Genomic DNA, 22,574 nt, shown 5'->3' with positions numbered 1-22,574 from the left:
GTTTCCCTGCCCCTTAGCCACCTAATTTCGGTCTAGCCTGTTTTACCAAAGCCGACAAGAAAAAGCCCGCCCCAGGGCTTGACCATGCCAATAGTCCCTATCACCAATCATAACATGAACACGATTCGATCTGTCTGCGTCTATTGCGGCTCGTCCCCGGGCCGAGATGAAACCTATATCAAGGCCGGACACCTGCTTGGCCGCTCGATCGCCAAGTCCGGCCTGCGTCTGATTTATGGCGGCGGCACTAAAGGTATCATGGGTGCCGTCGCTGAAGGGGCATTAAAGGCCGGTGGCAAGGTAACCGGCATAATTCCGCGTTTTCTGATCAACAGGGAGGCGACCGAAACCGCGCTTAACCGGCTCGACGAGCTCGTCATCACCGACAACATGCACCAGCGCAAGCACAGGATGTTCGAGAAATCCGACGCCTTTGTGGCGTTGCCCGGCGGCATCGGCACCGTCGAGGAGATCGTCGAGATCATGACTTGGGCGCAGCTCGGCCATCACCGCAAGCCGATCGTCTTCGGCAACGTCGGAGGGTTCTGGGATCCGATGCTGGCGTTGCTCGACCACATGGCAGCGGAGGGCTTCATCCACACGGCGCAACGGGTCAAGCCGCTGGTGGTCGAGGATCCGGAAGCAATCGTCGCCGCTATCATGGTGGCAGGATCCTCCGTCGATGCACCGACGGAGGGCGTGCAGTCGGTGATTGATAAGATGTAGAGTGAATGGTGAATGGTGAAGTAGAAGACTTTCCAAACCGGCGCCTGTCTATTCACTATTCACTATTCACTCCTTCCCTACTGCCTTCCTCAAGTCTCCGATGACCGCACGCTTGTCCTGACGCCGCCAGGCGAGATGGATCGAGACGGTGCGTTCGAACCACAGCAGATCGCGAAACACGATCTGAGGCGGCGCGGCACTCCGCAGGCTGGCCTGCACCGTCGCCAGCCCAAGCCCGGAGCTGACCAAGCCCAACGACGTCAACGGATCGGTCGTCTCATAGGCTATGTCGGGCAGGAAACCGGACTTCGCACAGGCGGCGAGAAATTGGCTGCGGTTGGTGTCGTCAGGCTGGCGCACCACCGTGATCCAGGTACGGCCGTCCAGTTGCTGCGGCAGTATCTCCGCGATTTCTGCCAATGGATCGCCTTCCGGCATCGGCAGAACCAGCGGCTCGCGCATGATGAGCATGGCGGCGATGTCGGGATCGTCGGCAGAAGGAGGCGTGTAGACAAGGCCCAGATCGAGCGATCGTTCGCGCAGCGCTTCGATCTGAGCGGCGGAACGCTGACCCTTCAGTTGAAGATGAAATTCGGGCCGGTCGCGGCGAAACTGGCGCAGCATCCGAGCGACAAGCCCGGCATGGACCGCACCTGCCACATAACCGATGGCGAGACGGCCGACCGTACCGCTGGCGAGATTGCGGCCGAGCTCCTCCAGCCGTTTTGCATGGGCCAGCAGCGCACGCGCCTCGGCAAGAAAAGCGCGGCCCTCGGCATTGAGATGAACACGCTGCCTCGCCCTCTCGAACAGTGCGACGCCCAGCTGCTCCTCCAGCTGAATGATCTGACGGCTGAGCGGCGACTGCGAGATGTGCAGCAATTCGGCGGCACGCCCGACGTTGCCGGTTTCGGCCACCGTGATGAAATAGCGGAGCTGGCGCAGGTCGAACATTGTTGCTTCGATGCTCAAGTCCCGTGAGGTCTCAAATTTAGCCTAATCAGTCTTGGACTGTCTGGCCAGGGAAGCGAATATTTCCGCCATTCCAACGGCCAACATCAGGAGATTCCGATGCAGTTCTTTGCCCTTCTTGCGCGCAACACCGAAAAGTTCACCGACGCCGATTTCGCGCCGCTGCTGCCTGGCGAGGCCGAGCAGCGCCGCACGCTCTATGCCGAAGGCGCCGTGCGTCAGGTCTGGAATCGAGGCGACATTCCCGGCAGCGGCATGATGTTCGAAGCCGGCAGCGATGCCGATGTGCGCCACCATCTTGCAACTTTACCGCTGGTCAAGGCCGGCATGATGGATATTGCCGCCGTCGTGCCGCTGCAGCCATATCCCGGCTTCGGGCCGAAGCGCTGAGCGCTCGTGAAAGACGCGGCTGCCGGCATTAAGACCGGCCAGCCGCCTTTCTTCGTTACGCGGCTCGAGCTGATGCGGAAACGGTCTTGCGCGCCGAAGAAAACATCGACCAGGAGTACATCGCCAGTGCCGCCCAGATCAGCCCGAAGGCTATGGCCTGAACACTGCCGAAGGGTTCGCCGAAAATCAGCACCGCGATCAAAAAGACGATCGTCGGCGCGATATATTGCATGATGCCGATGGTGGAGAGGCGCAGCAGCCTGGCGCCGAACGCAAACAACAGCAGAGGCACGGCGGTGACCGGACCGCAGCCGATCAGCAACGCGGTGTCGTTCAGCGAGCTGGAGACGAAATGATCCTGTCCTGTGGCGATCAGGACGATGATGTAGCCGAGTGCCGGCACCGACAGCAGCAGCACTTCAAGCAGGAAGCCCTGGCTCGGGCCGATTGGCAGCGTCTTGCGGAAGAAGCCATAGGCGGCAAAGGAAAAGGCCAGCACCAGCGACACCCAGGGCAGCTTGCCGGCGTCGATGGTCAGCACCGCGACCGCGATTGTCGCCAGCACCACCGCCGCGATCTGCAGGCGGTCGAGCCGCTCGCCGAGGAGCAGCGCGCCGACAACGACGCTGACCAGCGGGTTGATGTAATAGCCGAGCGCGGTCTCGATGGTGCGGTCGACCGCGATCGCCCAAACATAGATGCCCCAGTTGACCGAGATCAGCGCCGCCGTCAGCACCGCCATCGAAATGATGCGCGGCGAACGAACTGCCGCTTTGAAATCGGCAGTGCGGCCGGCCCAGACCAGGACAGCGGCCGCGATCGGCACCGACCAGACGATGCGGTGGGCAATGACTTCGGCCAGCGGCAGATGCGCGACAGCCTTCATGTAGAAGGGCAGCAGCCCCCAAAGCAGGTAGGCGCCGAGCGCCAGCAGGAAGCCGCGACGAGCTTTGGTGTCGGCCTCGATGTGAAGTGCTTGGGTAGTCATGGCCCAAGGCTATGCGCCAGCGGCTTGCCCAAAACCATCGCAAATTGCTGATGGATCAATGGAGTCTCGCTGATGGTTCAACGCTACTCCGCCGCCGCCAATCCCGCCATGTCGCGGTTCTTCATCAGCTTGTAGACGATCGAATCCATCAACGCCTGGAAGGAAGCGTCGATGATGTTTTCGGAGACGCCGACCGTCCACCAGCGCGCGCCGGTGCCGTCATGCGATTCGATCAGCACGCGGGTGATCGCCTCGGTGCCGCCGTTGAGGATACGCACCTTGAAGTCGGCCAGCTCGAGATCGGCGATCTCGCTCTGGAATTTGCCGAGATCCTTGCGCAGCGCAATGTCGAGCGCGTTGACCGGGCCATGGCCTTCGGCGACCGACATCTTCTCCTCGCCCTCGACCAGCACTTTCACGATCGCCTCCGAGACCGTCTTCAGCTGGCCGTTGGCATCGAAGCGGCGCTCGACCATGCAGCGGAACGAAGTGACGCGGAAGAATTCCGGCAGGCCATGCAGCATCTTGCGCGCCAGAAGCTCGAAGCTGGCGTCGGCGCCTTCGTAAGCGTAGCCCTCCGCCTCACGTTCCTTGACCACGGCGATCAGCGCGTCGAGGCGATGGTCATCCCGGGGCATGTCGATGCCGCGCCGCTTCAGCTCGGCGAGGAAATTGGCCTTGCCACCCTGGTCCGAAACCATGACGCGGCGGCGGTTGCCGACAGTCTCTGGCGGCACATGCTCGTAGGTCGCCGGCTCCTTGGCCAGCGCCGAGGCATGGATGCCGGCCTTGGTGGCGAAAGCGGAGGCGCCGACATAGGGCGCCTGCGCTTCGGGCGCGCGGTTCAGCAACTCGTCGAAGGCGCGGGACAGGCGCGATATACCGGTCAACGCCTCTGCCGAAATGCCTGTAGCAAAGCGGCCCGAAAAGGCCGGCTTCAACGCCAATGTCGGCACGATCGAGATCAGGTTGGCGTTGCCGCAGCGCTCGCCGATGCCATTCAGCGTGCCCTGGATCTGGCGGACGCCGGCCTCCACGGCGGCAAGCGAATTCGCCACCGCCTGGCCGGTGTCGTCATGGGCGTGGATGCCGAGATGGTCGCCCGGTATGCCAGCGGCGATCACCTTTTCGACGATGACGCGCACCTCGGAGGGCTGCGTGCCGCCATTGGTGTCGCACAGCACCACCCAGCGCGCGCCGGCATCGTAGGCCGTCCTGGCGCAGGCCAGCGCATAATCGGGATTGGCCTTGAAGCCGTCGAAGAAATGCTCGCAGTCGACCATCGCCTCCTTGCCGGCAGTGAGCGCCGCCTCGACCGAGGCCTTGATCGCCTCGAGGTTCTCCTCATTGGTGCAGCCGAGCGCGACGCGGACATGGTAGTCCCAACTCTTGGCGACGAAGCAGATGGCGTCCGACTTCGACTGTACCAGCGCGGCAAGCCCAGGATCGTTCGAGATCGACACTCCTGCCCGTTTGGTCATGCCAAAGGCAACGAACTTGGCATCGGCCGTGCGACGCTCGGCAAAGAAGGCGGTGTCGGTTGGATTGGCGCCGGGGTAGCCACCCTCGACGTAGTCGATGCCGAACTCGTCGAGCAGCTTGGCGATGGCGATCTTGTCCTCGACGGAGAAGTCGATACCCGGCGTCTGCTGACCATCGCGCAGCGTGGTGTCGAACAGATAAAGGCGCTCGCGAGCCATGGTCATTTCCCGGCAAACATGTCCGTTGCGCGGATCAGCCTGTCGAGGATGCCCGGCTCCGAATAGGCGTGGCCGGCGCCTTCGATCAGATGGAAATCCGCTTTCGGCCACGCCTTGTGCAGCGCCCAGGCGTAGCGCGCCGGGCACGGCATGTCGTAGCGGCCGTGAACGATGGTACCCGGGATATCCTTAAGCTTCCATGCATCGCGCAGCAGCTGTCCCTCTTCCAGCCAGCCGGCATGGACGAAATAGTGGTTCTCGATGCGGGCGAAAGCCAGGGCATAATCATCCTGGCCGAAGGGACCGCTGGTTTCCGGTTCCGGCAGCAGCGTGATCGTCTCGCCCTCCCACAGGCTCCAGGCGCGGGCGGCCTCGACCTGCGCCACAGGATCGCTGCCGACCAGCCGTTTGCGGTAGGCGGCCATCATGTCGCCGCGCTCGGCCTCCGGGATCGGCGCCAGAAACCGCTCCCACTTGTCGGGGAACATCTCCGACACGCCGAACTGGTAGTACCATTCGAGTTCGGCGCGGGTCAGCGTGTAGATGCCGCGCACGACCAGTTCGCTGACCCGCTCGGGGTGGGTCTCGGCATAGGCCAGCGCCAGCGTCGAACCCCACGAACCGCCGAACACCAGCCATTTGTCGAAGCCGCACATTTTTCGCAGGCGCTCGATGTCGGCGACCAGGTGCCAGGTGGTGTTGCATTCAAGCGAGGCATTGGGCGTCGATTTTCCGCAGCCGCGCTGGTCGAACAGGATGACATCGTACAGCTTCGGATCGAACAGCCGCCGGTGCTTTGGCGAAATGGTGCCGCCCGGCCCGCCATGCAGGAAGACAGCCGGCTTGGCCCCTCTGGTGCCGGAGCGCTCCCAATAGACCTGATGGCCATCGCCAACGTCGAGCATGCCGGACTCGAAAGCCTCGATCTCGGGATAGAGGGTACGGAATTCGCTGCTCATAATTTCAGGCCCTGCTGCGGCCAGTTGGCCGTCTCGTGATCGGGATGCTGGAAGGAGATGATGGATTCCTGTCGCGCGTAGAAATCCGGGTCGTCATGGATCGGCGCGTCGAAGATCGTCTCGACCCAAGGCAGCCTGGCGGCGTAGTTAACCTGGATCTGCGGCGCCAGATCGGAACGGTCGTCGAAGGCGCCGATGGCGATCTCCAGCGCGCCGGGCTGGCGGTAGGTCAGCGGTGTGCCGCAGCGGGCGCAGAAGCCGCGATCGATGTTGACCGACGACTGAAAGTAACTCGGCTCCTCGCGCACCCATTCGACGCCGTCGCTCGGCACTGTCACCAGCGCGCCGAAAAACGACCCGAACTGTTTCTGGCACATGCGGCAATGACAAATGGACGGGCGGCCGAGCGCCCCGTGGATGCGGAAGCGCACGGCGCCGCACTGGCAGCCGCCAGTACGAACGGTTTCGGTCATGATTTTTCCTCCGGCGGCCATTGTTCGGTGTCGTGGTCGGGATGTTGGTAGGAGACGAGATCGGCGAGATAGGAGGCCGACGAGACGTCGGCCATCGTTTCCTCACCTGGCAATTCGTGGACGTGATCCACGTACGGGAGCTTGGCTTCGACACCCCATTGGATGGTCGGCGCGATCTCCTCGGGGTGGTCGAATGTGGCGATGGCGAGGGCCACCCCGTCGGGCGCTTCGAAGGTCAGCGGCGTGCCGCATTCGGCGCAGAAACCGCGCAAAGCCGCGTTGGACGAGCGGAAGCGTTTGGGCTCACCGCGCGTCCAGTCCAGCCTTGCGCCGCGCACCGAGACCAGCGGCAGGTAGAAATTGCCGCTCGCCTTCTGGCACATGCGGCAATGGCATACGGAAGCATCGCCGAGAGCTCCTTCGACGCGGAAGCGCACCGCGCCGCACTGGCAGCCGCCTGTATAGACCGGTCTGTTGTCGAGGCTCATCGCGCACTACTCCGGGGCATGGCAAACCGCCTCGACATTGTTGCCGTCGGGATCGAAAACAAAGGCGCCATAATAGTTCGGATGGTAGTGCGGGCGCAGGCCCGGCCGGCCATTGTCCTTGCCGCCGGCGGCAATCGCCGCGGCGTGAAAGGCATCGACCTCGGCGCGGCTGCGAGCGGTGAAGGCGACATGCTGATGATCCTTCGGCTTGTCCTTGCCGGCATGCAGCCAAAACACCGGCCGGTCGCGGCCGTAGCCGCCGACCTTGGCGCCGCCGGTATATTCCTGCGGCACCATGTAGAGCAGCGAGGCGCCGAGCGGCGCCATCGCCTTGTCGTAAAAAGCCTTCGACGCGTCGAAATCCGAAACGGTGATGCCGAGATGATCGATCATCTTTTTACCTCCCAGGTCGTGATGCGTTGGCCGGTGACGGGGTCCTTGCCGTCCTTCAACTGGATGCCTTGCGTCAGCAACTCGTCGCGGATGCGGTCGGCCTCGGCCCAGTTCTTGCCGGCGATCAGCGCGAGGCGTTTGGCGATCGCCTTGGCAATGGCGTCTTCATCCACCTTGGCTGTTGCGATGTCGAAGCCGAGGAACAGAAGCGATGCCTTCAGTGAAGCGGCAGCATCGTTGTCTTCGGCGGCTGCGTTGCCGCTACCTGCGTTAAAGTCAACAGCATCACCAGCCAACTGCGTCAGCAACTGGAATGCGGCGTAGGTGGCAAGGTCATCCGACAGCGCTTCGATCACATCCGCCGGCACCGGCTTTGCCGTCGGCGGCGCCAGATCGGCCGCCCGCTTCCATTTGCGCAGCGTATTCTCCGCCTCTTCCAGCTTGCGCACGGAAAAGTCGATCGGCTCGCGATAGTGCGTCATCAGCATCGCCAGCCTGAGCACCTCGCCCGGCCATTTGCGGCCGCCAAAGGTATCCGTCTCCAGCAATTCGGTGATCGAATAGAAATTGCCCAGGCTCTTGGACATCTTCTGGCCCTCGACCTGCAGGAAACCGTTGTGCATCCAAATCTTGGCCATCGTTTCGGTGCCGTGGGCGCAACGCGATTGCGCGATCTCGTTCTCGTGGTGCGGAAAGATCAGGTCGATACCACCGCCATGGATGTCGAACACCTCGCCGAGATAGGCGGCCGACATCGCCGAGCACTCGATGTGCCAGCCGGGCCGACCCCTGCCCCACGGGCTGTCCCAGCCCGGTTCCTCGGGCGAAGACAATTTCCACAGCACGAAATCCTGCGGGTTCTTCTTGTGCGAATCAACGGCGACGCGGGCGCCCGCCTGCTGCTCGTCGAGATTGCGCTTCGACAACTGCCCGTAGTCCGGCATGGAAGCGGTGTCGAACAGGACTTCTCCAGCAGCGACATAGGCATGGCCGCGTTCGATCAAGCGTTGAATCAAGAAGATCATGTCGACCTTGCCGTCGGGCCTGGGCTCGACGAACTCGGTGGCGCGCGGCTCGACCGTCGGTTCCAGGCAACCGAGCGCCGCAACGTCCTTGTGGAACTGGTCGGCGGTCTTTTCGGTGACCCGCCTGATCGCTTCGTTCAGCGACAGCCTGCCAGAGGCAATCTCGCCGCCGAAATCGCGCAGTGCGCGGGTGTTTATCTTGTCGTCGACGTCCGTAATGTTGCGGACGTAAGTGACGTGCGCTTGCCCGTAGAGATGGCGCAGCAAACGGAACAGCACGTCGAAGACGATCACCGGCCTCGCATTGCCGATATGGGCGAAGTCGTAGACCGTCGGGCCGCAGACATACATGCGCACGTTGCGCGGATCGATCGGGAAGAAATCGTCCTTGCTCCGCGTTAGCGTATTGTAGAGGCGCAGGCTCTTCGATGCGTCAGACATACGTGCGTTCCCGGTGCGTTACTTTGGCATGATCTTTTGGGATCGTGCTCTGGATGGAGTCGGTTACGCCGAGGCGCAAATCGGGGTCCAGCCTGCTGGCCGGGGCGTTTGTCCAATCTGGGAGGAGATGAGGCGAAAACGTCCAGGACCAGCGCGAGGCTAGCCGATAATGCAAATGCCACAAATGGCGAAAGACGTTTTCATGGCCGGCTTTATCGCCTTGCCCGGTGTTGCCGTCAAGTCGCTACCTTCGCCAAAAATATCGTTGGCTCACAGGAATTGAGCCACTGAAACATTTTATTAAACAGGTCGGCACTGTGATGAAACATTCGCCGGCTAGATCAGCAAGCGTCACGATTTGGTCGGATTCGGCCAGCAAACGCAGACATGAAGACGTTACCAGGGAAGAGAACAATGCCTAAGCAAGAATCCAACCGCGCCAAGCAACCGGCGCTCGCCAGCCATTACCGGGCGATCGGCCCGGCAGCAATCGTCGCAGCTCTTCTGCACACCGCGAAGAAGAAGAAGCCGGCGCAGAAGATCGTTTCGCCGCGCGCTGCCTGAGAATGCCGTCGGGAAGATTGAGGCGCTCACGGCGAACCAGTAATAGTAGCTTTTGCTAAAATAAACTCATCTGACTGTCGTTCGCGCCGGACTTCCGGCGCTTGACCTTGTCGGGCTCAAGCTCGACGACGCCCTTCTCCTGAATCTCCGGCCCGGTATTGGCGACCTTGTTGACGAGGTCGGAAACCGGGATCGCTTCGAAGAAATCGAGCTGGGCGGGTCTCAGCAGATCGGCCACGTCGCGCGGCTCGAGCGTGCGGCAATCCAGCCAGCGCGCGAAATCTTCGGGATGGATCACCACCGGCATGCGGTCGTGGATATGGGCAGTATCGGCATTGGCGTGGGCGGTCAGAATGGCGCCGGTGTCCATTTCCGAGCCGCCCGGCTCGGCATAGGTCTCAATCAGCCCGGCGAAGGCGACAAGCCCGCCACGCCTTGGCCGCACCCAATAGGGCTGCCCTCTTCTGCCACCGGTTTGGTGCCATTCGTAGAATCCCGAAGCCGGTACCAGAGCGCGGCGATGGCGCATGGCAGCGCGAAACGACGCCTTTTCCGAAGCCCCCTCAGAACGCGCGTTGAACAGCAGCGGGAAGTTACGCGTATCCTTGACCCAAGCCGGGATCAGGCCCCAGCGCACCAGCATCGAGCGGCGGTCGGGCAGGTTCGAGCCCGGCGCCTGCGGCAATCCGGCGAGCGCCATCAGCACCGGCTGCGTCGGCGCGATGTTGTAGCGGGCCGGAAACTCCTCAAGTTCCGCCAGGCTGAGAAAGGCGGCGGTCTGGTCCGGAGTGGCGGTCAAGGCAAAGCGTCCGCACATGAATTCAGCTCTCGAATTGGTGGCATGTGAAAGTGGCCATGGAACCCGCCTTTCGCAACCGCTAAAGCTGTTCGCCGACGGCCGGTCCACAACGGGCTATGCCAATCGAGCGATCCGAAGCCCATGGAAGCACGCAAGATCATTCCGGCAGTCTCGGTCTGCGTCGTGCGCGAGAACACGGTGCTGCTGGTCAAGCGGGCCAGGCCGCCCTCGCAAGGCCTCCATGCCTTTCCCGGCGGCAAGGTCGAAGCCGGCGAGACGCTGGAACAGGCAGCACGGCGCGAATTCCTGGAAGAGACCGGATTGCAGGCGCGCAGCTACCGGCCGCTGCGGGAAATCCACATCGACGGCAGCGGCGACGGGCATCCGGTCGACTACTGGCTGACGGTGTTTGGGGCCGATTATGCTGGCGGCGAGGCGGTGGCCAGCGACGACGCCGAAACCGCGGCTTTCTATACGCTGGCCGAAATGACAGCGATGCCGCTCGCCGATGCGGTGTTTGAAATTGCGGACGATCTACTCGGTCCCAACAAAGACGGCGAGACCTGAGCCAGAGAATCGCCTTGCAGGCGACAAATTGTTTCAGCACAAGGACTCATGAGCCGCACGTCTTCGTTTCTCGCCGCATGCCTCGCCGTCAGTGTGGTTGTCGGTGCGCGCCCGGCGATTGCCGCCGAAGCACCGTTCGAGCCCGGGCTGATGCGGCTGGCGGAAGTGCTCGGCTCGCTGCATTTCCTGCGTAATCTGTGTGGCGAGAAGGGCGATCGGTGGCGAGCCGAGATGGAAAAACTGATCGCATCGGAAAATCCGAACCCGGAGCGGCGCGCCCGCTTCATCGCCAGCTTCAACCGCGGCTACCGGTCGTTCGGCGGTACTTATACGCAATGCACCGCCTCGGCGACGGAAGCCATCAGCCGCTACATGAAGGAAGGCGAGACGCTGTCTCGCGACATCGCTTCGCGCTACGGAAACTGACGACGGCAGCCTGCTTTCCGGAAAAGCCGCATCAAGGGTCGGCGCCGTTGCGGCGGACGCGTTCGACACTTCTCCGCTTGCCTCGGGTGAGGTCTTGGTGCAAACCTGATGTTGCACTTTTGCAACTATGTTAACGAAACGTTAGCGTGCGAATGTGAAATTAACTCAAACTGAAGGTTTCCGTCCCCTTGGCCGGCCTAATCGGCTAAGTTTGAAACGGATCGGACGCAGGTTTGCTGGACGCGACGGAATTTGTAGAAGACGACAAAAAAAATGTCGCGTTTACAAATACTTACTGCGCCTGCGTGTAAAAGGGACAACTCAAGCTTGATCCCTGTCCAACGGATCACCGCTTGAAAGGGTGGAAATCGCAATGGAACATGGCGTCAACGACATCGACGCGCTGGTCAGGGAAGAAAAGCGCCTGACCGCCGTGGAAAGCCACAGCGAAGCCTGGGCAGAAGGATTGTCGGCCGGGATCGAGCCGGAAATCATCGCCGAGGCAGCCCTCGAAACGGCATTCGGCGAAATGCTGCGCACCAATGGCGAGACCTCGGCGCTTGCCCTGCTCGATCGCATGCGTGAAAAGGTGATTGCCGGGGCCTTCGAGCCCGAAAGACTGCGGCACTGACCCCGGTTCTTTGACGACGGCGCGCCGCCCGGACATCATATCCGGGCACATGGATGGGCTGGAACCAGGGAGTAGCAGGCGGTGAATTTTTCGATATCAGGCAAGCAGAGCGGCCTGGTCCTCGGCATTTGGCTTACTGCTTCCTGCGCCACGATTCCCCTTGCACTGTTCCTTGCGAGCAGTCCCGCTCACGCCCTCAGCGAGATCAAGCGCGAAGACCTGCCTTCGCCGGTCACGCCGCCGCCCGACGGTGACATGTCGCCGCCTGGAAGTACCGTGCCGATGCCCGGCCCGCTCGGCACGACGCCACCACCGGCCAGCCAGCCGACGCCATCCGACGAGCCGGAACAAACCGAACCGAAAGGGCCGGCCAATGATGGCGGCGTGGCCAATCCGCATGTCGATCCCGACGCGCCTGTGCCCGAAGTCGTCTACGACCTCGCCAAGTTGCCGGAACCGGTCAGGCGCATGCACGATCTGATAGTCGAGGCGTGCAAAAGCGGCGACATCGAAAAGCTTCGGCCGCTGATCGGCACGGGAGACACGATGACCCAATTGTCGCTGGGCGACATGGAGGGCGACCCGATCGCCTTCCTGAAGGGCCTTTCGGGCGATACGGAAGGCCAGGAGATCCTCGCCATCCTGGAAGAAGTGCTCAGTGCCGGTTTTGTCCATGTCGATGCCGGCACGCCGCAGGATCTCTATGTCTGGCCCTATTTCTTCGCCCTGCCGCTGGACAAGCTCGACGCCAGACAACGGGTCGAGCTGTTCAAGATCGTCACCGCCAGCGACTATGACGACATGAAGCAGTTCGGTGCCTACATTTTCTACCGCGTCGGCATCACGCCGACCGGACAATGGACGTTCTTCGTCGCCGGCGATTAAGTGGCTAAGCATGGTCTCTTGGAGACAGGAGCTTAGCCCGCCAACGCCTCGGAAAACTCCACCGCCCTACCCTGGCCCGGCGTGACGATCTCGCCTTCCCACATCACGCGCCGGCCGCGCACGATGGTGCCGACCGGCCAGCCGGTCACCTGCCTGCCGTCATAAGGCGTCCAGCCGGCCTTGGAGCCTTGCTGGGCGTTGGCGATAGTCTCGCGGCGCTTCAGATCGACGATGGTCAGATCGGCATCGTAGCCGGCGGCAATGCGGCCTTTCCTGGCGATGCCGAATATGCGTTGCGGGCCGTGGCTGGTCAGGTCGACAAAGCGCTGCAACGTCAGCCGGCCGGCGTTGACATGATCCAACATGATCGGCACCAAAGTCTGCACCCCGGTCATGCCGGACGGCGATGCCGGATAAGGCTTTGCCTTCTCGGCCAGCGTGTGCGGCGCATGGTCGGAGCCGAGCACATCAACGATGCCTTGCGCAACGCCGTACCAGACCCCGTCGCGATGGCGCGTGGCGCGCACCGGCGGGTTCATCTGGATCAGGGTGCCCAACTGCGCATAGTCATCGGCGCTCAGCGTCAGATGATGCGGCGTCGCCTCGCAAGTCGCGACATCCTTATGCTGTTCGAGGAAGCCTATCTCCTCGGCGGTCGAGATGTGCAGCACATGGATCCGGGCGCGGACCTGGCGCGCGATTCGCACAAGGCGCTCGGTGCAGCGCAACGCAGCGATCTCGTCGCGCCACACCGGATGTGAGGACGGATCGCCCGCGATGCGCTCGCCAAGCCGCTCGCGCAGCCGGAACTCGTCCTCGGAGTGAAAGGCGGAGCGGCGGCGTGTGTTCCTCAGGATCGAGGCAACGCCTTCGTCGTCCTCGACCAGTAGGTCGCCGGTGGACGAGCCCATGAAAACTTTTATGCCGGCCGCACCAGGCAGCCGCTCGAGATCGCCAGCGTCTTTTGCATTGTCGCGGGTCCCGCCGACCCAGAAGGCAAAGTCGCAATGCATGCGGCCGGTGGCACGCCGCACCTTGTCGGCAAGGGTTGCCTCACTGGTGGTCAGCGGATTGGTGTTCGGCATCTCGAAGACGGCGGTGACGCCGCCGAGCACCGCTGCCCGCGAGCCCGTCTCCAGATCTTCCTTGTGCTCCAGGCCCGGCTCGCGGAAATGCACCTGGCTGTCGACGACGCCCGGCAGGATGTGCAGCCCACGGCAGTCGATCGTCTCACCGGCCGACGCCTCGCGGAGTTCGCCGATGGCAGCGATGCGCCCACCATTGATGCCGACGTCGCGAAAACCCTGGCCGTCGTGATTGACCACGGTGCCGCCTGTCAGGATGAGATCGTAGATGGGGGCCATACGGATCCGGTCTCTTGCGGGGGAAGTGCCAGCGGCTTACGTAATGGCCGATAGTTTTGCAAGATCAGGCTCGTTTTCCTACCATGCCCTTTGCCTCGCTCAGAGATCGCGCACTCGTTTCCGTGTCCGGGCCGGATGCCGAGCACTTTTTACAGAACATCCTGACCACCGACCTCGACGTGCTCGGCAGCAGCGAAGCAAAGCCCGGCGCGCTGCTAACGCCGCAAGGCAAGATCCTTTTCGACTTCCTGATCTCGCGCGCCGGCGAAAATGCTTTCCGACTTGAATGCCGTACCGAGACCGCCGATGATTTCATGCGACGGCTGACGCTCTACAAATTGCGCGCCAAAGTCGAAATTGCCAAGCTGGATCAGCCGGTTGTGGCCGTCGCATGGGGAAGCGATTCAACCACTTCGCAATTTGAATCAGCACCGTTTGCTGATGCGCGGTTTGTCGATACTGCCGTCAAGCGCTTCTACGATCACACCGCAGATGGCGGCGACCTTGCCACATGGCAAGCCTTTCGCATCGCCCATGGCATTGCCGAAAGCGGTGCGGACTACCAGCTCGGCGACGCTTTTCCGCATGACGTGTTGCTCGACGAGATCGGCGGTGTCGGCTTCAAGAAAGGCTGCTACGTCGGCCAGGAGGTCGTCTCGCGCATGCAGCATCGCGGCACTGCCAGGCGTCGGGTGTTGATTGTCTCGGCCGAACGCACCCTGCCCACTTCGCGCGCAGAGTTGACCGTGGAGGGGCGACCGGTCGGCACGCTTGGCTCGACCGCGGCCAGGACAGGCCTTGCCATTGCCCGCATCGACCGGGTCAAGGCAGCGCTCGACGCCGGCCTGCCGGTCCTGGCGGAGGACGTCGCCGTGTCGCTCGCTATCCCGTCCTGGGCGAAATTCAGCTTTCCGCAGGAAGCCATCGGCGCGGAGGATGCCTGATGGCTGCCGATCGCGCCGGGGCGCCGCCGCGCGCCTGGCAGCGCATGCTGTCCGGCCGACGCCTCGATCTGCTCGATCCCTCGCCGCTCGACATCGAGATCTCCGATATTGCCCATGGCCTTGCCCGCGTCGCACGCTGGAACGGCCAGACCAGAGGCGAGCACGCCTTTTCTGTCGCCCAGCATTCGCTGCTGGTCGAAACGCTTGTCGGCGAGCTGATGCCGGATGCCGACGCCGACGCGCGGTTGGCGGCGCTGCTGCACGACGCGCCGGAATATGTCATCGGCGACATGATCTCGCCGTTCAAATCCGTGATGGGCGGCAGCTACAGAGATTGCGAGATCAGGCTGCAGCGCGCCATCCATCTTCGCTTTTCACTGCCGGCCGAACTCGACGCGGGACTGCGCAAGGAGATCAAGCGAGCGGATCAGATCGCCGCTTATTTCGAAGCAACGCTGCTTGCGGGTTTTTCGACGGCAGAGGCGACGGAGTTCTTCGGGCGGCCGCGCGGCTTCAACGCCGAGCGCTTCGACGTCACGCCGCGCTCGGTGACTTGGGCGCAGAATGCCTTTCTCAAACGCTTTGCGACGATCGAAAAGTCGCGACGCCAGACTGCCGTTCCAGCCGGCTGAAAACGGTAAATTAACCGGCAGGGACAACAGTGCCATGGTTAACCATGGTCCATAGGCTTGCCTCATGCCCGTCGCCGGTATCAAGGCTGGTTCGTCCGTCCGCCGACGGAGGGCCAAAGGCGTTGGTCAGCCGCAACCTATTGAAGACGAGCTACGCGAACAGAACGAGCGTTTTTCGGCAGCGGTCGAGAACATGTCGCATGGCCTGTGCATGTTCGATGCCGATGAACGGATGATCATCTGCAACAGGAACTACATCAGCATCTTTCGGCTCGACGCCGAAGTGGTGCGGCCCGGCATCCGGTTTTTCGACATCCTCCAGCACAGCGTGGATATCGGCATCGCCTCGCAAAGCGCTGAGCAACTCTATGCCATCCGCAAGCCCTATATCGACCAGGCAAAACCTTCCACCTATGAGGAAACGCTTGCAGACGGGCGTATCGTCAACATTTCGCACCGGCCGCTGGCGTCAGGCGGTTGGGTATCGATCTACGAGGACATCACCGACCAACGGCGCGCCGAGCAGGAGTTGAAGGAGCAGCACCGCCGTTTCGACGCGGCACTTGCCAACATGTCGCAAGGCCTTTTGATGTACGATGCGGATGGCAAGCTGATCGTGCGCAACGAACGTTTCCTGGAACTTTATCATGTCAGGCCGGCCGACTTCCCGCTTGGCATGAGTCATCATGATGCGTTCAAGCGGCTGCTGGAACTGGGCATTTATACAAAGCTCGACCCCGACAGCGAAATCTCGCAAATCGAAGCCTGCCTGCGGGCGGGGAAAACACACGTAACGCATCGCCATCTCGCTGACGGCAGGACGCTGCTGGTTGCGCGGCGGCCGATGAGCGGCGGCGGCTGGGTCGCGACGTTCGACGACGTCACCGAGCGCAGGCGCGTGGAAGAGCGCATGACCCATCTTGCGCACCACGACACACTGACCAACCTGCCCAATCGCTCGATGCTTCGCGAACGGCTCGACCAAGCCCTGAGTGAGACGAGAGACGGATCGCTGGCGATATTCTCGCTCGACCTCGATCACTTCAAGGCGGTCAACGACACTTGGGGCCATCCTTCCGGCGACTGGCTGCTGAAATGCGTGGCCGAACGGCTGCAACGGTGCCTGCGCAATGAAACGGACGTTGTCGCCCGCTTCGGCGGCGACGAATTCGTCATCATCCAGTTCAATCTCAAAAGCCCGGGCGACGCGGAAAAGCTGGCCAAACGCATCGTCGAGATCATCGGAAAGCCGTTTCGCGACAAAAGACACGACATGCGTGTCGGCATCAGTCTCGGCATCGCGCTGTTTCCGAATGACGGCAAGGACGCCGACACTTTGCTGAAAAATGCCGATATGGCGCTCTATCGGGCAAAGAGCGAAGGGCGCAACCTGTACCGCTTCTTCGAACCAGCCATGGACGCGATGGTGCGGGCACGCCGGGCGCTCGAAATCGATCTCAGGGCCGCGCTGTCGCGCCGGGAATTCGAGCTGGATTTCCAGCCGATCATGAACATCGCCTCCGGCGAAATCGTCGGTGCCGAAGCCTTGATGCGCTGGCGTTCGCCGGTGCGCGGCCTGGTACGGCCGGACGACTTCATTCCGGCCGCCGAGGAGACTGGGCTGATCGTGCCGCTTGGAGAATGGGCGCTGCGAAAAGCCAGCACGACCGCGGCAGGCTGGGCGGCTTGGCGCATCGCAGTCAATGTCTCCGCCGTGCAGATCAAAAGCGGTACCTTTGCCCGCAGCGTTATCTCGGCACTGGCGTTCTCGGGCGTGCCGGCCAACCGGCTTGAACTGGAAATCACCGAAACGGTGCTGATGGACGAGAGCGATCTGGTGCTCAAGACACTCAGGCAGCTACGCGATCTGGGCGTCCGCATCGCGCTGGACGATTTCGGCACCGGCTATTCGTCGCTGGGCTACCTCAGGCGCTTTCCCGTCGACAAGATCAAGATCGATCGCTCTTTCACCCGTGACATCGACAGTCGCGATACCGCGGCGATCGTGCGCACCATCATCGGGCTTGGCGCACAGCTGGGCATCACCGTCACCGCCGAAGGTGTCGAGACCGAAGCGCAGCTTGAATTCCTGCAAAAGGAGGGTTGTGTCGAGGCCCAGGGCTATTTGATCGGGGTGCCGTCAAAGGCGTCGGACATTAATCGGCTGCTGAAGTCGAGCGCGACGATCCGGCAGTCCGGCTAAGTGCGACAGTCTCGCGGAAGCGCGGGCAACCGGCTTAGATCTCCTTGAGATGACGCTCGATCCGCGTGTTAATTCCTTGATAGGAGAAGGCGGCATTCAGGTGTGGCGAACCAGGAGGTTCCCAACGGGTCAGAGATGTTCGCTCAATGCCTCCACCATCTCCTTGTTCGTCGCCACGGGAACGATCTCGAATTCGACCAGATCCGCCCATTCGATGACCCACCGCTGCAGGAGCGTGACGTCATCGGCCTCCACCAGCAGGAAGCAGCGGCTCATATCCGCTGCGATCCAGCTGTGGTGCACCAGAAGCGCGTCCGGCTTCAGGCGGCCCTGGTCGCGGAAACGGCGGTAGATCTCCTTGCGGTCACAGCCGCGAAAATCTTCGGTTACGAAGAACAGCATCTTTTTCCCCTCAGTTCGGATATTATCGCCCCGGCCGGTCCAGCCGCTCCAGGAACCACTGCGTCAGCCGCACCCAGACCTCGTCTTTTTCGCCGGAGTCTTCCCAGCCGTGGTCGAGGTTGGGGTTGTCGTTGACCTCGATGACGAAGACGCCGTCCCTGGTTTCCTTGAGGTCGACGCCGTAGAGGCCGTCGCCAATGCAGCGCGCCGCGCTCACCGCCGTCTCGACGACATGGGCCGGTGCTTCCTTCAGGGTGAAGGTCTTGATGCCGCCCTGGTCGGGCTTGCCGTTGGCCTTATGATTGACGATCTGCCAATGTTTCTTGGCCATCAGATAATGGACGGCGAACAAGGGCTGGCCGCCGAGGACACCGACGCGCCAGTCATATTCCGTCGGAATGAATTTTTGCGCGATCAGGAGGTCGGAATCCTCCAGCCATTCGGTTGCGAGCGTCTTCAACTCTTCAAAGGTGCCGCATTTCTTGACGCCGCGCGAAAACGAGGAGTCCGGGATCTTCAGCACCAGCGGGAAGCCCAGCGTCTGTGCCGCAACTTCCAGGTCCGAGGTGCCGGCAATCATCACTGTCGGCGGCACCGGTACCTTGTTGTAGGTCATCAGCTCGTTGAGATAGACCTTGTTGGTGCAGCGGATCATCGACAGCGGATCGTCGATGACCGGCATGCCTTCCTGCTGGGCGCGGCGGGCAAAGCGGTAGGTGTGGTTGGAGATCGAAGTGGTCTCGCGGATGAACAGCGCGTCGTAGTTGGCGAGCTTGGCCAGATCCCGCTTGGTGATCGGCTCGATTTCGACGCCCATCTTTTCAGCGATCTTGGCCCAGTGGCGCAGCGACGAAATCTCCGACGGCGGCAGTTCCTCATGCGGATCGACCAGCGTTGCGAAAGTGTAGCGCGCCGGCGTGCGGCCCTTGGTGTCGCGCCACTCGCGATTGGTGTAGGTCTCCAGGCACTGGAGAAAGTGCGTTTCCTCGTCCTCGGTCATCCTGGCCAGGGGATGGAACCCGATCTTGCGGATCGAGGCCCATTCGGCGCTGTCCCTGATGTGGAGCTCGAGCGCCGGGGCACGGAACCAGTCGAACAGAAGTTTTGCGAAGCGGTCCCAGATCCTGGATGGTCCGATGCCGAAGAAGATGCAGACCTTCTGCGGGAAAGCGCCGCCCAGGTCCTTGCGGCACTTGTTGAGTGCGAGTTCGAGTTCCGGCAACGCGTGCTCATAGAGCTTGCGTTCTGACAGGTCGATCATCGTTTCGACCGTCGGGATGACCTTATGGCCGCGCGAACCGGCAAGGAGCGACGCGTAATAGCCGCGGCTCTGGTAGCCATAATTGTTCGACAGGTTGATGACCTTCGGCCGCTGACCGCGAAACAGTGCCGGATGGGCAAGGTAGTCGCGATTGGTGATGATCTTGTGCGGCGTCGCCACCTGGTCGAGATCGTTCTGCCGGCCGGTAAGGATGACCCAGGTCATTGGCTGTCGCGCTTTCCGAGAGTGATGGCGGCGCGCAATCCGTCGCGGCCGAATTGCGCCATGTTCATGAAGATGCCGTAAGGCACGGGAATGTTGGCAGCATCGAGGATCGTCTCCTGCCGCTCGTCCTCGACCCAAGGGTCGTGGATCAGGATATGATCGCCGTCGTCACCGATGGCCAATACCCAGTGCGGAACCTTCTTGCCGAACATCAGGAAGCCGCTGATCAGGACCAGCACCAGTTTTCCCTCTGCGATCGCGGTGCGAATGTCGTCAAGCCCGAATGAACGGTAATTCACCGGGATGCCGTAAAGTTCCGCGCGGCGGCGAAAGTCGACCTGCGCCAGCTCCATGACCCGGCGCTTGTCCTCGCTGCGCACCGACTGCAGGAACAGCGCGCCGTAGAAGGAGACATAGATCTCAGCAGCAAGCCCGCTCTCATAACCGGCGACGGCCAGCCCGAACGGTTCGCAGCCGCCCGGCCCCGACATCATGAAAACAGTCGTCGCCTCACGCCACAGCCGGATTTCCATCACCGGATCCGGCACGAATCCGGGGTCGAAGTTAGCCATCGCCATCATCAGGCAGCATGGTCCGCAGGTGAATTCGCAAGTCTGCTGATAAAACGGCACTTCGGTGGCGACCGGAATGTCGCCGCGCAAGGTCTTCTCATAGCGCAGCGCCGTGGCGCCGTCCTCGTAATAGTCCGGTTCACGGCCGATCTTACGGTAGCCGCTCTGCTCGTAGATCTGGATGGCGCGCGGATTGTCTTCGCGGACTTCCAAACGAAGCATCATGCGGCCGTGCTCGAAAGCGGCGGCTTCAGCCTCTTCCAGCAGCAGGCGGCCAACGCCACGGCCGCCGAAAAATGGACCGACGGCGATCGAATAGAGTCGCGCGACGCCGCTGCCCTTGCGAAACAGCACGACCGCATAGCCGGCGACGTGGCCATCGTTCTCGCCAACCAGCAGTTCGGCGGTGTCGCGTTCGATCAGTTGGCGAAAGGAGCGGCGAGAAATGCGGTCGCTCGAGAAAACAGCTTTTTCGATGGCGGCGAGGTCATCGACGTCGGACGCGCGGGCCTTGCGAATCTCGGCAGGCATGCGGGCTCAGAAAACCTCGATTGGGTTGTGGAAACGGCCCTAGTCTAAACATCGGTCACACCAGCCGAAGTGCCAGCATTCAGCAAGCGCTATCGCACCTCGATTAGGGCCGAATTGTGACAGTTTTCAAGGCAGGCAGGTCGCGCAAAGGCTTTGAAACGACCTTCGTGTTTCGGCATCGGCGCGGCTATAGAAAAACGAGCTCCTGCTCAGCTTTTCAAGCCCGCCAGAAGCTGGCCATAGGCGCTCTTGGCCACCGCAGCCAGCTGCTCGCGCGGCAGCGATCCGACGACGGCGCAGCCATAACCCTTGTCCAGCCAGTAGACGGCCTCAGGACCATTTTCCTCGGACCCATAGGTGCCCTTGGCCTTGGCCGCCGATTCGGCGATTACGAAGAGCGAAATGCGCTCGCCCTTGTCGTCCTCGTAAAGCAGCATCGCGGCCTTGCCCTGGCCGGCAGGCAGCAGCCGGCCACCGACCAGTTGGAATCCCTGCGCCGCCAGATCTGGCGCGACGAGCTTCAAACCTACCTGGTTCGACAGCCAGTTCTGCAAATGATCCTTGTCGCTTGCCGGCACTTCCACAGCATGCCGCTTTTCAGCGGCATAGATGACGTGGGCGGCAATCGCCTCTTCGGCAAGCTGGTCCTCGGCCGTATTTTCCAGGCCGAGGCCGCCGATGCCGGCAAGATAGCCGCCAGCACCGCCAATCACCAGCATGGCGGCAGCGGCGGCCGCAAGCCACCAATGCGAGCGCGATGGCGACACTCTGACCACCGGCGCCTCGCCAAGCACCACCTTGCTCAGCCGCACCGGGACGGGTTCGTCCAGCACGCCGTTAAAGGCTGCGCGCAATGCTGCCCGGTCGGCGGCGTAGCGTGCGCTCTTGGCCTTCATCTCGGCATTGGCCTCGAGCCATGCCTCATAGGCCGTCCGCTCATCGCCGGGCAACTCGCCATCGAGAGCCATGTGGATGTCGCGTTCGGAGAAATCGCGCCGGCTCATTTCTCGACGATCCTTATCGATCGGCGGCGCGCGGTATCATCCAGCAGCGCGCGCAGTTCCTCACGCCCGCGCGCGATGCGCGACATCAAGGTGCCGGCGGGAACCCCAAGGATGTTGGCGGCTTCGGCATAGGAAAACCCTTCGATGGCGACCATCACAAGTGCCGCGCACCGGTCAGGGCTTATCGCCTGCAGCGCGTCGACGATCTCGCGCGAAGCGATGCTCTCGATCTGCTCGGCGGGTGCTGCCTGCGCCTCGCTTGCCTCGAGCGGCAGCATCGCCGCCTCGCCGCGCCGGTTCACCTTGCGCATCTGATCGATGAACAAATGATGCATGATCGTAAACAGCCACCTCCTGGGGCTTTCCCCTGTCTGCCAATTGTCGAGCCGCACGAGTGCCCGCTCGAGACAATCCTGGACGAGATCGTCTGCGGAATCGCGGTCGCGCAACAGTGAGCGTGCATAGCGGCGCAGACGCGGTATTTCGCCAAGGATTGCTGCCTTCTTTTCGTCCATGACCGCTGGTTCTGGAGCCCTGTCCGTGGTGATTGAACGCGCCTTCGCGGCGCGGCGCAAGCGGCCAGCGCGAAGCGGTCCGCCGCCCCGGTCACCCAAGCAACTGAATAACGCTGCCAGCGGCAGGTTTATTCCCGGCCGATCCCCACCTGAAGACCCCTCTACAAATTCCCCTTCGAGAGGTGCTGAACTTCAAATTGCAATCCGGCCTTTTCGACTGATACCGCAGCTGCGGTAAAGAACCATTGTACCTCGGCTGGCATAATAGACAACAATGCCATCGAAATCATAACGGGTCGCCCCACAGCATCCGGATGTTCTTTGTAGCCCATCTAAAACGAAAACACAATATAGATTCAGTTTATTCTCTAGAAGCACAAGATGATTTTCTACATCATCCCAATCGAGATCATCTACAATGCTGAGCAAATATTCACCATTTTTGCCTTTTGCGACAATATCCACGACGTCCGTATGCTGAACAGCCATCTGTC

General features: G+C 62.0%; 26 protein-coding genes. 10 read left to right on the top strand and 16 right to left on the bottom strand.

What is annotated here, in order from left to right; translation table 11 throughout:
• Window positions 1–114 precede the first annotated feature (114 nt).
• Entirely contained in the window at window positions 115–726 is a 612-nt protein-coding gene (locus NKI97_RS04135) for an LOG family protein (protein ID WP_352448976.1), read from the top strand.
• A 66-nt stretch (window positions 727–792) separates the two neighbouring features.
• Here the strand turns inward: NKI97_RS04135 and NKI97_RS04130 are convergent, their stop codons facing one another.
• Entirely contained in the window at window positions 793–1,698 is a 906-nt protein-coding gene (locus tag NKI97_RS04130) for a LysR substrate-binding domain-containing protein (RefSeq protein ID WP_352832802.1), read from the bottom strand.
• A 99-nt stretch (window positions 1,699–1,797) separates the two neighbouring features.
• Here NKI97_RS04130 and NKI97_RS04125 point away from each other — a divergent pair, with 99 nt between their 5' ends.
• Window positions 1,798–2,088 carry a muconolactone Delta-isomerase family protein gene (locus NKI97_RS04125; RefSeq protein ID WP_352448978.1) on the top strand — a complete coding sequence of 97 codons (291 nt, stop codon included), beginning with the start codon at window positions 1,798–1,800 and terminating at the stop codon, window positions 2,086–2,088.
• A 55-nt stretch (window positions 2,089–2,143) separates the two neighbouring features.
• Here NKI97_RS04125 and rarD read toward each other — a convergent pair whose 3' ends face one another.
• From rarD to cysS, 7 genes are all read right to left on the bottom strand, one after another.
• On the bottom strand, window positions 2,144–3,076 hold the full coding sequence (gene rarD, locus NKI97_RS04120) for an EamA family transporter RarD (RefSeq protein ID WP_352448979.1): 933 nt from the start codon (window positions 3,074–3,076) through the stop codon (window positions 2,144–2,146).
• An 83-nt stretch (window positions 3,077–3,159) separates the two neighbouring features.
• Window positions 3,160–4,782, bottom strand: a complete 1,623-nt coding sequence (cimA, locus tag NKI97_RS04115) for a citramalate synthase (protein WP_352448980.1) — start codon at window positions 4,780–4,782, stop codon at window positions 3,160–3,162.
• On the bottom strand, window positions 4,779–5,735 hold the full coding sequence (pip, locus tag NKI97_RS04110) for a prolyl aminopeptidase (RefSeq protein WP_352448981.1): 957 nt from the start codon (window positions 5,733–5,735) through the stop codon (window positions 4,779–4,781). Before pip ends, cimA begins: the two co-directional genes overlap by 4 nt.
• On the bottom strand, window positions 5,732–6,208 hold the full coding sequence (locus NKI97_RS04105) for a GFA family protein (protein WP_352448982.1): 477 nt from the start codon (window positions 6,206–6,208) through the stop codon (window positions 5,732–5,734). The genes pip and NKI97_RS04105 overlap by 4 nt, the downstream gene beginning before the upstream one ends.
• Window positions 6,205–6,696 carry a GFA family protein gene (locus tag NKI97_RS04100; RefSeq protein ID WP_023677742.1) on the bottom strand — a complete coding sequence of 164 codons (492 nt, stop codon included), beginning with the start codon at window positions 6,694–6,696 and terminating at the stop codon, window positions 6,205–6,207. The genes NKI97_RS04105 and NKI97_RS04100 overlap by 4 nt, the downstream gene beginning before the upstream one ends.
• Before the next feature lie 6 nt (window positions 6,697–6,702).
• A complete protein-coding gene (locus tag NKI97_RS04095; RefSeq protein ID WP_352448983.1) occupies window positions 6,703–7,089 on the bottom strand; it encodes a VOC family protein in 387 nt (128 codons plus the stop codon).
• A complete protein-coding gene (gene cysS / locus NKI97_RS04090; protein ID WP_352448984.1) occupies window positions 7,086–8,555 on the bottom strand; it encodes a cysteine--tRNA ligase in 1,470 nt (489 codons plus the stop codon). Before cysS ends, NKI97_RS04095 begins: the two co-directional genes overlap by 4 nt.
• 414 nt (window positions 8,556–8,969) lie before the next feature.
• Here cysS and NKI97_RS04085 point away from each other — a divergent pair, with 414 nt between their 5' ends.
• Window positions 8,970–9,119, top strand: a complete 150-nt coding sequence (locus NKI97_RS04085) for a hypothetical protein (protein ID WP_023677745.1) — start codon at window positions 8,970–8,972, stop codon at window positions 9,117–9,119.
• Between the two features lie 55 nt (window positions 9,120–9,174).
• Here NKI97_RS04085 and NKI97_RS04080 read toward each other — a convergent pair whose 3' ends face one another.
• The gene (locus tag NKI97_RS04080) at window positions 9,175–9,936 is read right to left on the bottom strand and encodes an SOS response-associated peptidase (protein ID WP_352448985.1); all 762 of its coding nucleotides are present in this window, start codon (window positions 9,934–9,936) and stop codon (window positions 9,175–9,177) included.
• Between the two features lie 123 nt (window positions 9,937–10,059).
• Here NKI97_RS04080 and NKI97_RS04075 point away from each other — a divergent pair, with 123 nt between their 5' ends.
• From NKI97_RS04075 to NKI97_RS04060, 4 genes are all read left to right on the top strand, one after another.
• A complete protein-coding gene (locus NKI97_RS04075) occupies window positions 10,060–10,485 on the top strand; it encodes an NUDIX hydrolase (protein ID WP_352832797.1) in 426 nt (141 codons plus the stop codon).
• Between the two features lie 48 nt (window positions 10,486–10,533).
• Entirely contained in the window at window positions 10,534–10,911 is a 378-nt protein-coding gene (locus tag NKI97_RS04070) for a TIGR02301 family protein (protein WP_023677748.1), read from the top strand.
• A 373-nt stretch (window positions 10,912–11,284) separates the two neighbouring features.
• On the top strand, window positions 11,285–11,542 hold the full coding sequence (locus NKI97_RS04065; protein ID WP_023677749.1) for a hypothetical protein: 258 nt from the start codon (window positions 11,285–11,287) through the stop codon (window positions 11,540–11,542).
• 81 nt (window positions 11,543–11,623) lie between these two features.
• A complete protein-coding gene (locus NKI97_RS04060) occupies window positions 11,624–12,427 on the top strand; it encodes a hypothetical protein (protein WP_352448987.1) in 804 nt (267 codons plus the stop codon).
• A 32-nt stretch (window positions 12,428–12,459) separates the two neighbouring features.
• Here the strand turns inward: NKI97_RS04060 and NKI97_RS04055 are convergent, their stop codons facing one another.
• Window positions 12,460–13,791 carry a dihydroorotase gene (locus NKI97_RS04055; protein ID WP_352448988.1) on the bottom strand — a complete coding sequence of 444 codons (1,332 nt, stop codon included), beginning with the start codon at window positions 13,789–13,791 and terminating at the stop codon, window positions 12,460–12,462.
• Between the two features lie 83 nt (window positions 13,792–13,874).
• On the opposite strand from NKI97_RS04055, the gene ygfZ reads away from it, so the two are divergent.
• The 3 genes from ygfZ to NKI97_RS04040 all read left to right on the top strand — a co-directional run bounded on the left by ygfZ (window position 13,875) and on the right by NKI97_RS04040 (window position 17,570).
• Window positions 13,875–14,735: a CAF17-like 4Fe-4S cluster assembly/insertion protein YgfZ gene (ygfZ, locus tag NKI97_RS04050; RefSeq protein ID WP_352448989.1), complete on the top strand. Its 861-nt coding sequence runs from the start codon at window positions 13,875–13,877 to the stop codon at window positions 14,733–14,735.
• The gene (locus NKI97_RS04045) at window positions 14,735–15,367 is read left to right on the top strand and encodes a YfbR-like 5'-deoxynucleotidase (RefSeq protein ID WP_352448990.1); all 633 of its coding nucleotides are present in this window, start codon (window positions 14,735–14,737) and stop codon (window positions 15,365–15,367) included. The genes ygfZ and NKI97_RS04045 overlap by 1 nt, the downstream gene beginning before the upstream one ends.
• Window positions 15,368–15,431: 64 nt before the next feature.
• Window positions 15,432–17,570, top strand: a complete 2,139-nt coding sequence (locus NKI97_RS04040; protein ID WP_352448991.1) for a putative bifunctional diguanylate cyclase/phosphodiesterase — start codon at window positions 15,432–15,434, stop codon at window positions 17,568–17,570.
• A gap of 129 nt (window positions 17,571–17,699) precedes the next feature.
• On the opposite strand, the gene NKI97_RS04035 is transcribed toward NKI97_RS04040, so the two are convergent.
• The 6 genes from NKI97_RS04035 to NKI97_RS04010 all read right to left on the bottom strand — a co-directional run bounded on the left by NKI97_RS04035 (window position 17,700) and on the right by NKI97_RS04010 (window position 22,569).
• The gene (locus tag NKI97_RS04035; protein WP_352448992.1) at window positions 17,700–17,972 is read right to left on the bottom strand and encodes a DUF3303 domain-containing protein; all 273 of its coding nucleotides are present in this window, start codon (window positions 17,970–17,972) and stop codon (window positions 17,700–17,702) included.
• A 22-nt stretch (window positions 17,973–17,994) separates the two neighbouring features.
• Complete coding sequence (locus tag NKI97_RS04030; RefSeq protein WP_352448993.1) at window positions 17,995–19,458, bottom strand: RimK family ATP-grasp domain-containing protein; 1,464 nt, start codon at window positions 19,456–19,458, stop codon at window positions 17,995–17,997.
• Window positions 19,455–20,561 carry a peptidase C39 family protein gene (locus NKI97_RS04025; protein ID WP_023677756.1) on the bottom strand — a complete coding sequence of 369 codons (1,107 nt, stop codon included), beginning with the start codon at window positions 20,559–20,561 and terminating at the stop codon, window positions 19,455–19,457. Before NKI97_RS04025 ends, NKI97_RS04030 begins: the two co-directional genes overlap by 4 nt.
• 209 nt (window positions 20,562–20,770) lie before the next feature.
• Entirely contained in the window at window positions 20,771–21,565 is a 795-nt protein-coding gene (locus NKI97_RS04020; protein WP_352448994.1) for an anti-sigma factor family protein, read from the bottom strand.
• Complete coding sequence (locus NKI97_RS04015) at window positions 21,562–22,080, bottom strand: sigma-70 family RNA polymerase sigma factor (RefSeq protein ID WP_352832792.1); 519 nt, start codon at window positions 22,078–22,080, stop codon at window positions 21,562–21,564. The genes NKI97_RS04020 and NKI97_RS04015 overlap by 4 nt, the downstream gene beginning before the upstream one ends.
• A 192-nt stretch (window positions 22,081–22,272) precedes the next feature.
• Window positions 22,273–22,569: a DUF6572 domain-containing protein gene (locus NKI97_RS04010; RefSeq protein WP_352832789.1), complete on the bottom strand. Its 297-nt coding sequence runs from the start codon at window positions 22,567–22,569 to the stop codon at window positions 22,273–22,275.
• Window positions 22,570–22,574: the final 5 nt, after the last annotated feature.

Origin of the sequence: Mesorhizobium sp. M0296 (assembly GCF_040321675.1) — a bacterium.
Taxonomy (GTDB): Bacteria; Pseudomonadota; Alphaproteobacteria; order Rhizobiales; family Rhizobiaceae; genus Mesorhizobium.
The sequence above is the reverse complement of the archived record's forward strand: the minus strand, read 5'-3'. Positions and strand labels throughout refer to the sequence as shown.

Excerpts from the sequence above, each read along its gene's own strand:
- NKI97_RS04135 (WP_352448976.1), top strand. The coding sequence starts at position 115 with ATGAACACGATTCGATCTGTCTGCGTCTATTGCGGCTCGTCCCCGGGC.
- NKI97_RS04125 (WP_352448978.1), top strand. The coding sequence starts at position 1,798 with ATGCAGTTCTTTGCCCTTCTTGCGCGCAACACCGAAAAGTTCACCGAC.
- rarD (WP_352448979.1), bottom strand. The coding sequence starts at position 3,076 with ATGACTACCCAAGCACTTCACATCGAGGCCGACACCAAAGCTCGTCGC.
- cimA (WP_352448980.1), bottom strand. The coding sequence starts at position 4,782 with ATGACCATGGCTCGCGAGCGCCTTTATCTGTTCGACACCACGCTGCGC.
- pip (WP_352448981.1), bottom strand. The coding sequence starts at position 5,735 with ATGAGCAGCGAATTCCGTACCCTCTATCCCGAGATCGAGGCTTTCGAG.
- NKI97_RS04105 (WP_352448982.1), bottom strand. The coding sequence starts at position 6,208 with ATGACCGAAACCGTTCGTACTGGCGGCTGCCAGTGCGGCGCCGTGCGC.
- NKI97_RS04100 (WP_023677742.1), bottom strand. The coding sequence starts at position 6,696 with ATGAGCCTCGACAACAGACCGGTCTATACAGGCGGCTGCCAGTGCGGC.
- NKI97_RS04095 (WP_352448983.1), bottom strand. The coding sequence starts at position 7,089 with ATGATCGATCATCTCGGCATCACCGTTTCGGATTTCGACGCGTCGAAG.
- cysS (WP_352448984.1), bottom strand. The coding sequence starts at position 8,555 with ATGTCTGACGCATCGAAGAGCCTGCGCCTCTACAATACGCTAACGCGG.
- NKI97_RS04085 (WP_023677745.1), top strand. The coding sequence starts at position 8,970 with ATGCCTAAGCAAGAATCCAACCGCGCCAAGCAACCGGCGCTCGCCAGC.
- NKI97_RS04080 (WP_352448985.1), bottom strand. The coding sequence starts at position 9,936 with ATGTGCGGACGCTTTGCCTTGACCGCCACTCCGGACCAGACCGCCGCC.
- NKI97_RS04075 (WP_352832797.1), top strand. The coding sequence starts at position 10,060 with ATGGAAGCACGCAAGATCATTCCGGCAGTCTCGGTCTGCGTCGTGCGC.
- NKI97_RS04070 (WP_023677748.1), top strand. The coding sequence starts at position 10,534 with ATGAGCCGCACGTCTTCGTTTCTCGCCGCATGCCTCGCCGTCAGTGTG.
- NKI97_RS04065 (WP_023677749.1), top strand. The coding sequence starts at position 11,285 with ATGGAACATGGCGTCAACGACATCGACGCGCTGGTCAGGGAAGAAAAG.
- NKI97_RS04055 (WP_352448988.1), bottom strand. The coding sequence starts at position 13,791 with ATGGCCCCCATCTACGATCTCATCCTGACAGGCGGCACCGTGGTCAAT.
- ygfZ (WP_352448989.1), top strand. The coding sequence starts at position 13,875 with ATGCCCTTTGCCTCGCTCAGAGATCGCGCACTCGTTTCCGTGTCCGGG.
- NKI97_RS04045 (WP_352448990.1), top strand. The coding sequence starts at position 14,735 with ATGGCTGCCGATCGCGCCGGGGCGCCGCCGCGCGCCTGGCAGCGCATG.
- NKI97_RS04040 (WP_352448991.1), top strand. The coding sequence starts at position 15,432 with ATGCCCGTCGCCGGTATCAAGGCTGGTTCGTCCGTCCGCCGACGGAGG.
- NKI97_RS04035 (WP_352448992.1), bottom strand. The coding sequence starts at position 17,972 with ATGCTGTTCTTCGTAACCGAAGATTTTCGCGGCTGTGACCGCAAGGAG.
- NKI97_RS04030 (WP_352448993.1), bottom strand. The coding sequence starts at position 19,458 with ATGACCTGGGTCATCCTTACCGGCCGGCAGAACGATCTCGACCAGGTG.
- NKI97_RS04025 (WP_023677756.1), bottom strand. The coding sequence starts at position 20,561 with ATGCCTGCCGAGATTCGCAAGGCCCGCGCGTCCGACGTCGATGACCTC.
- NKI97_RS04020 (WP_352448994.1), bottom strand. The coding sequence starts at position 21,565 with ATGAGCCGGCGCGATTTCTCCGAACGCGACATCCACATGGCTCTCGAT.
- NKI97_RS04015 (WP_352832792.1), bottom strand. The coding sequence starts at position 22,080 with ATGGACGAAAAGAAGGCAGCAATCCTTGGCGAAATACCGCGTCTGCGC.
- NKI97_RS04010 (WP_352832789.1), bottom strand. The coding sequence starts at position 22,569 with ATGGCTGTTCAGCATACGGACGTCGTGGATATTGTCGCAAAAGGCAAA.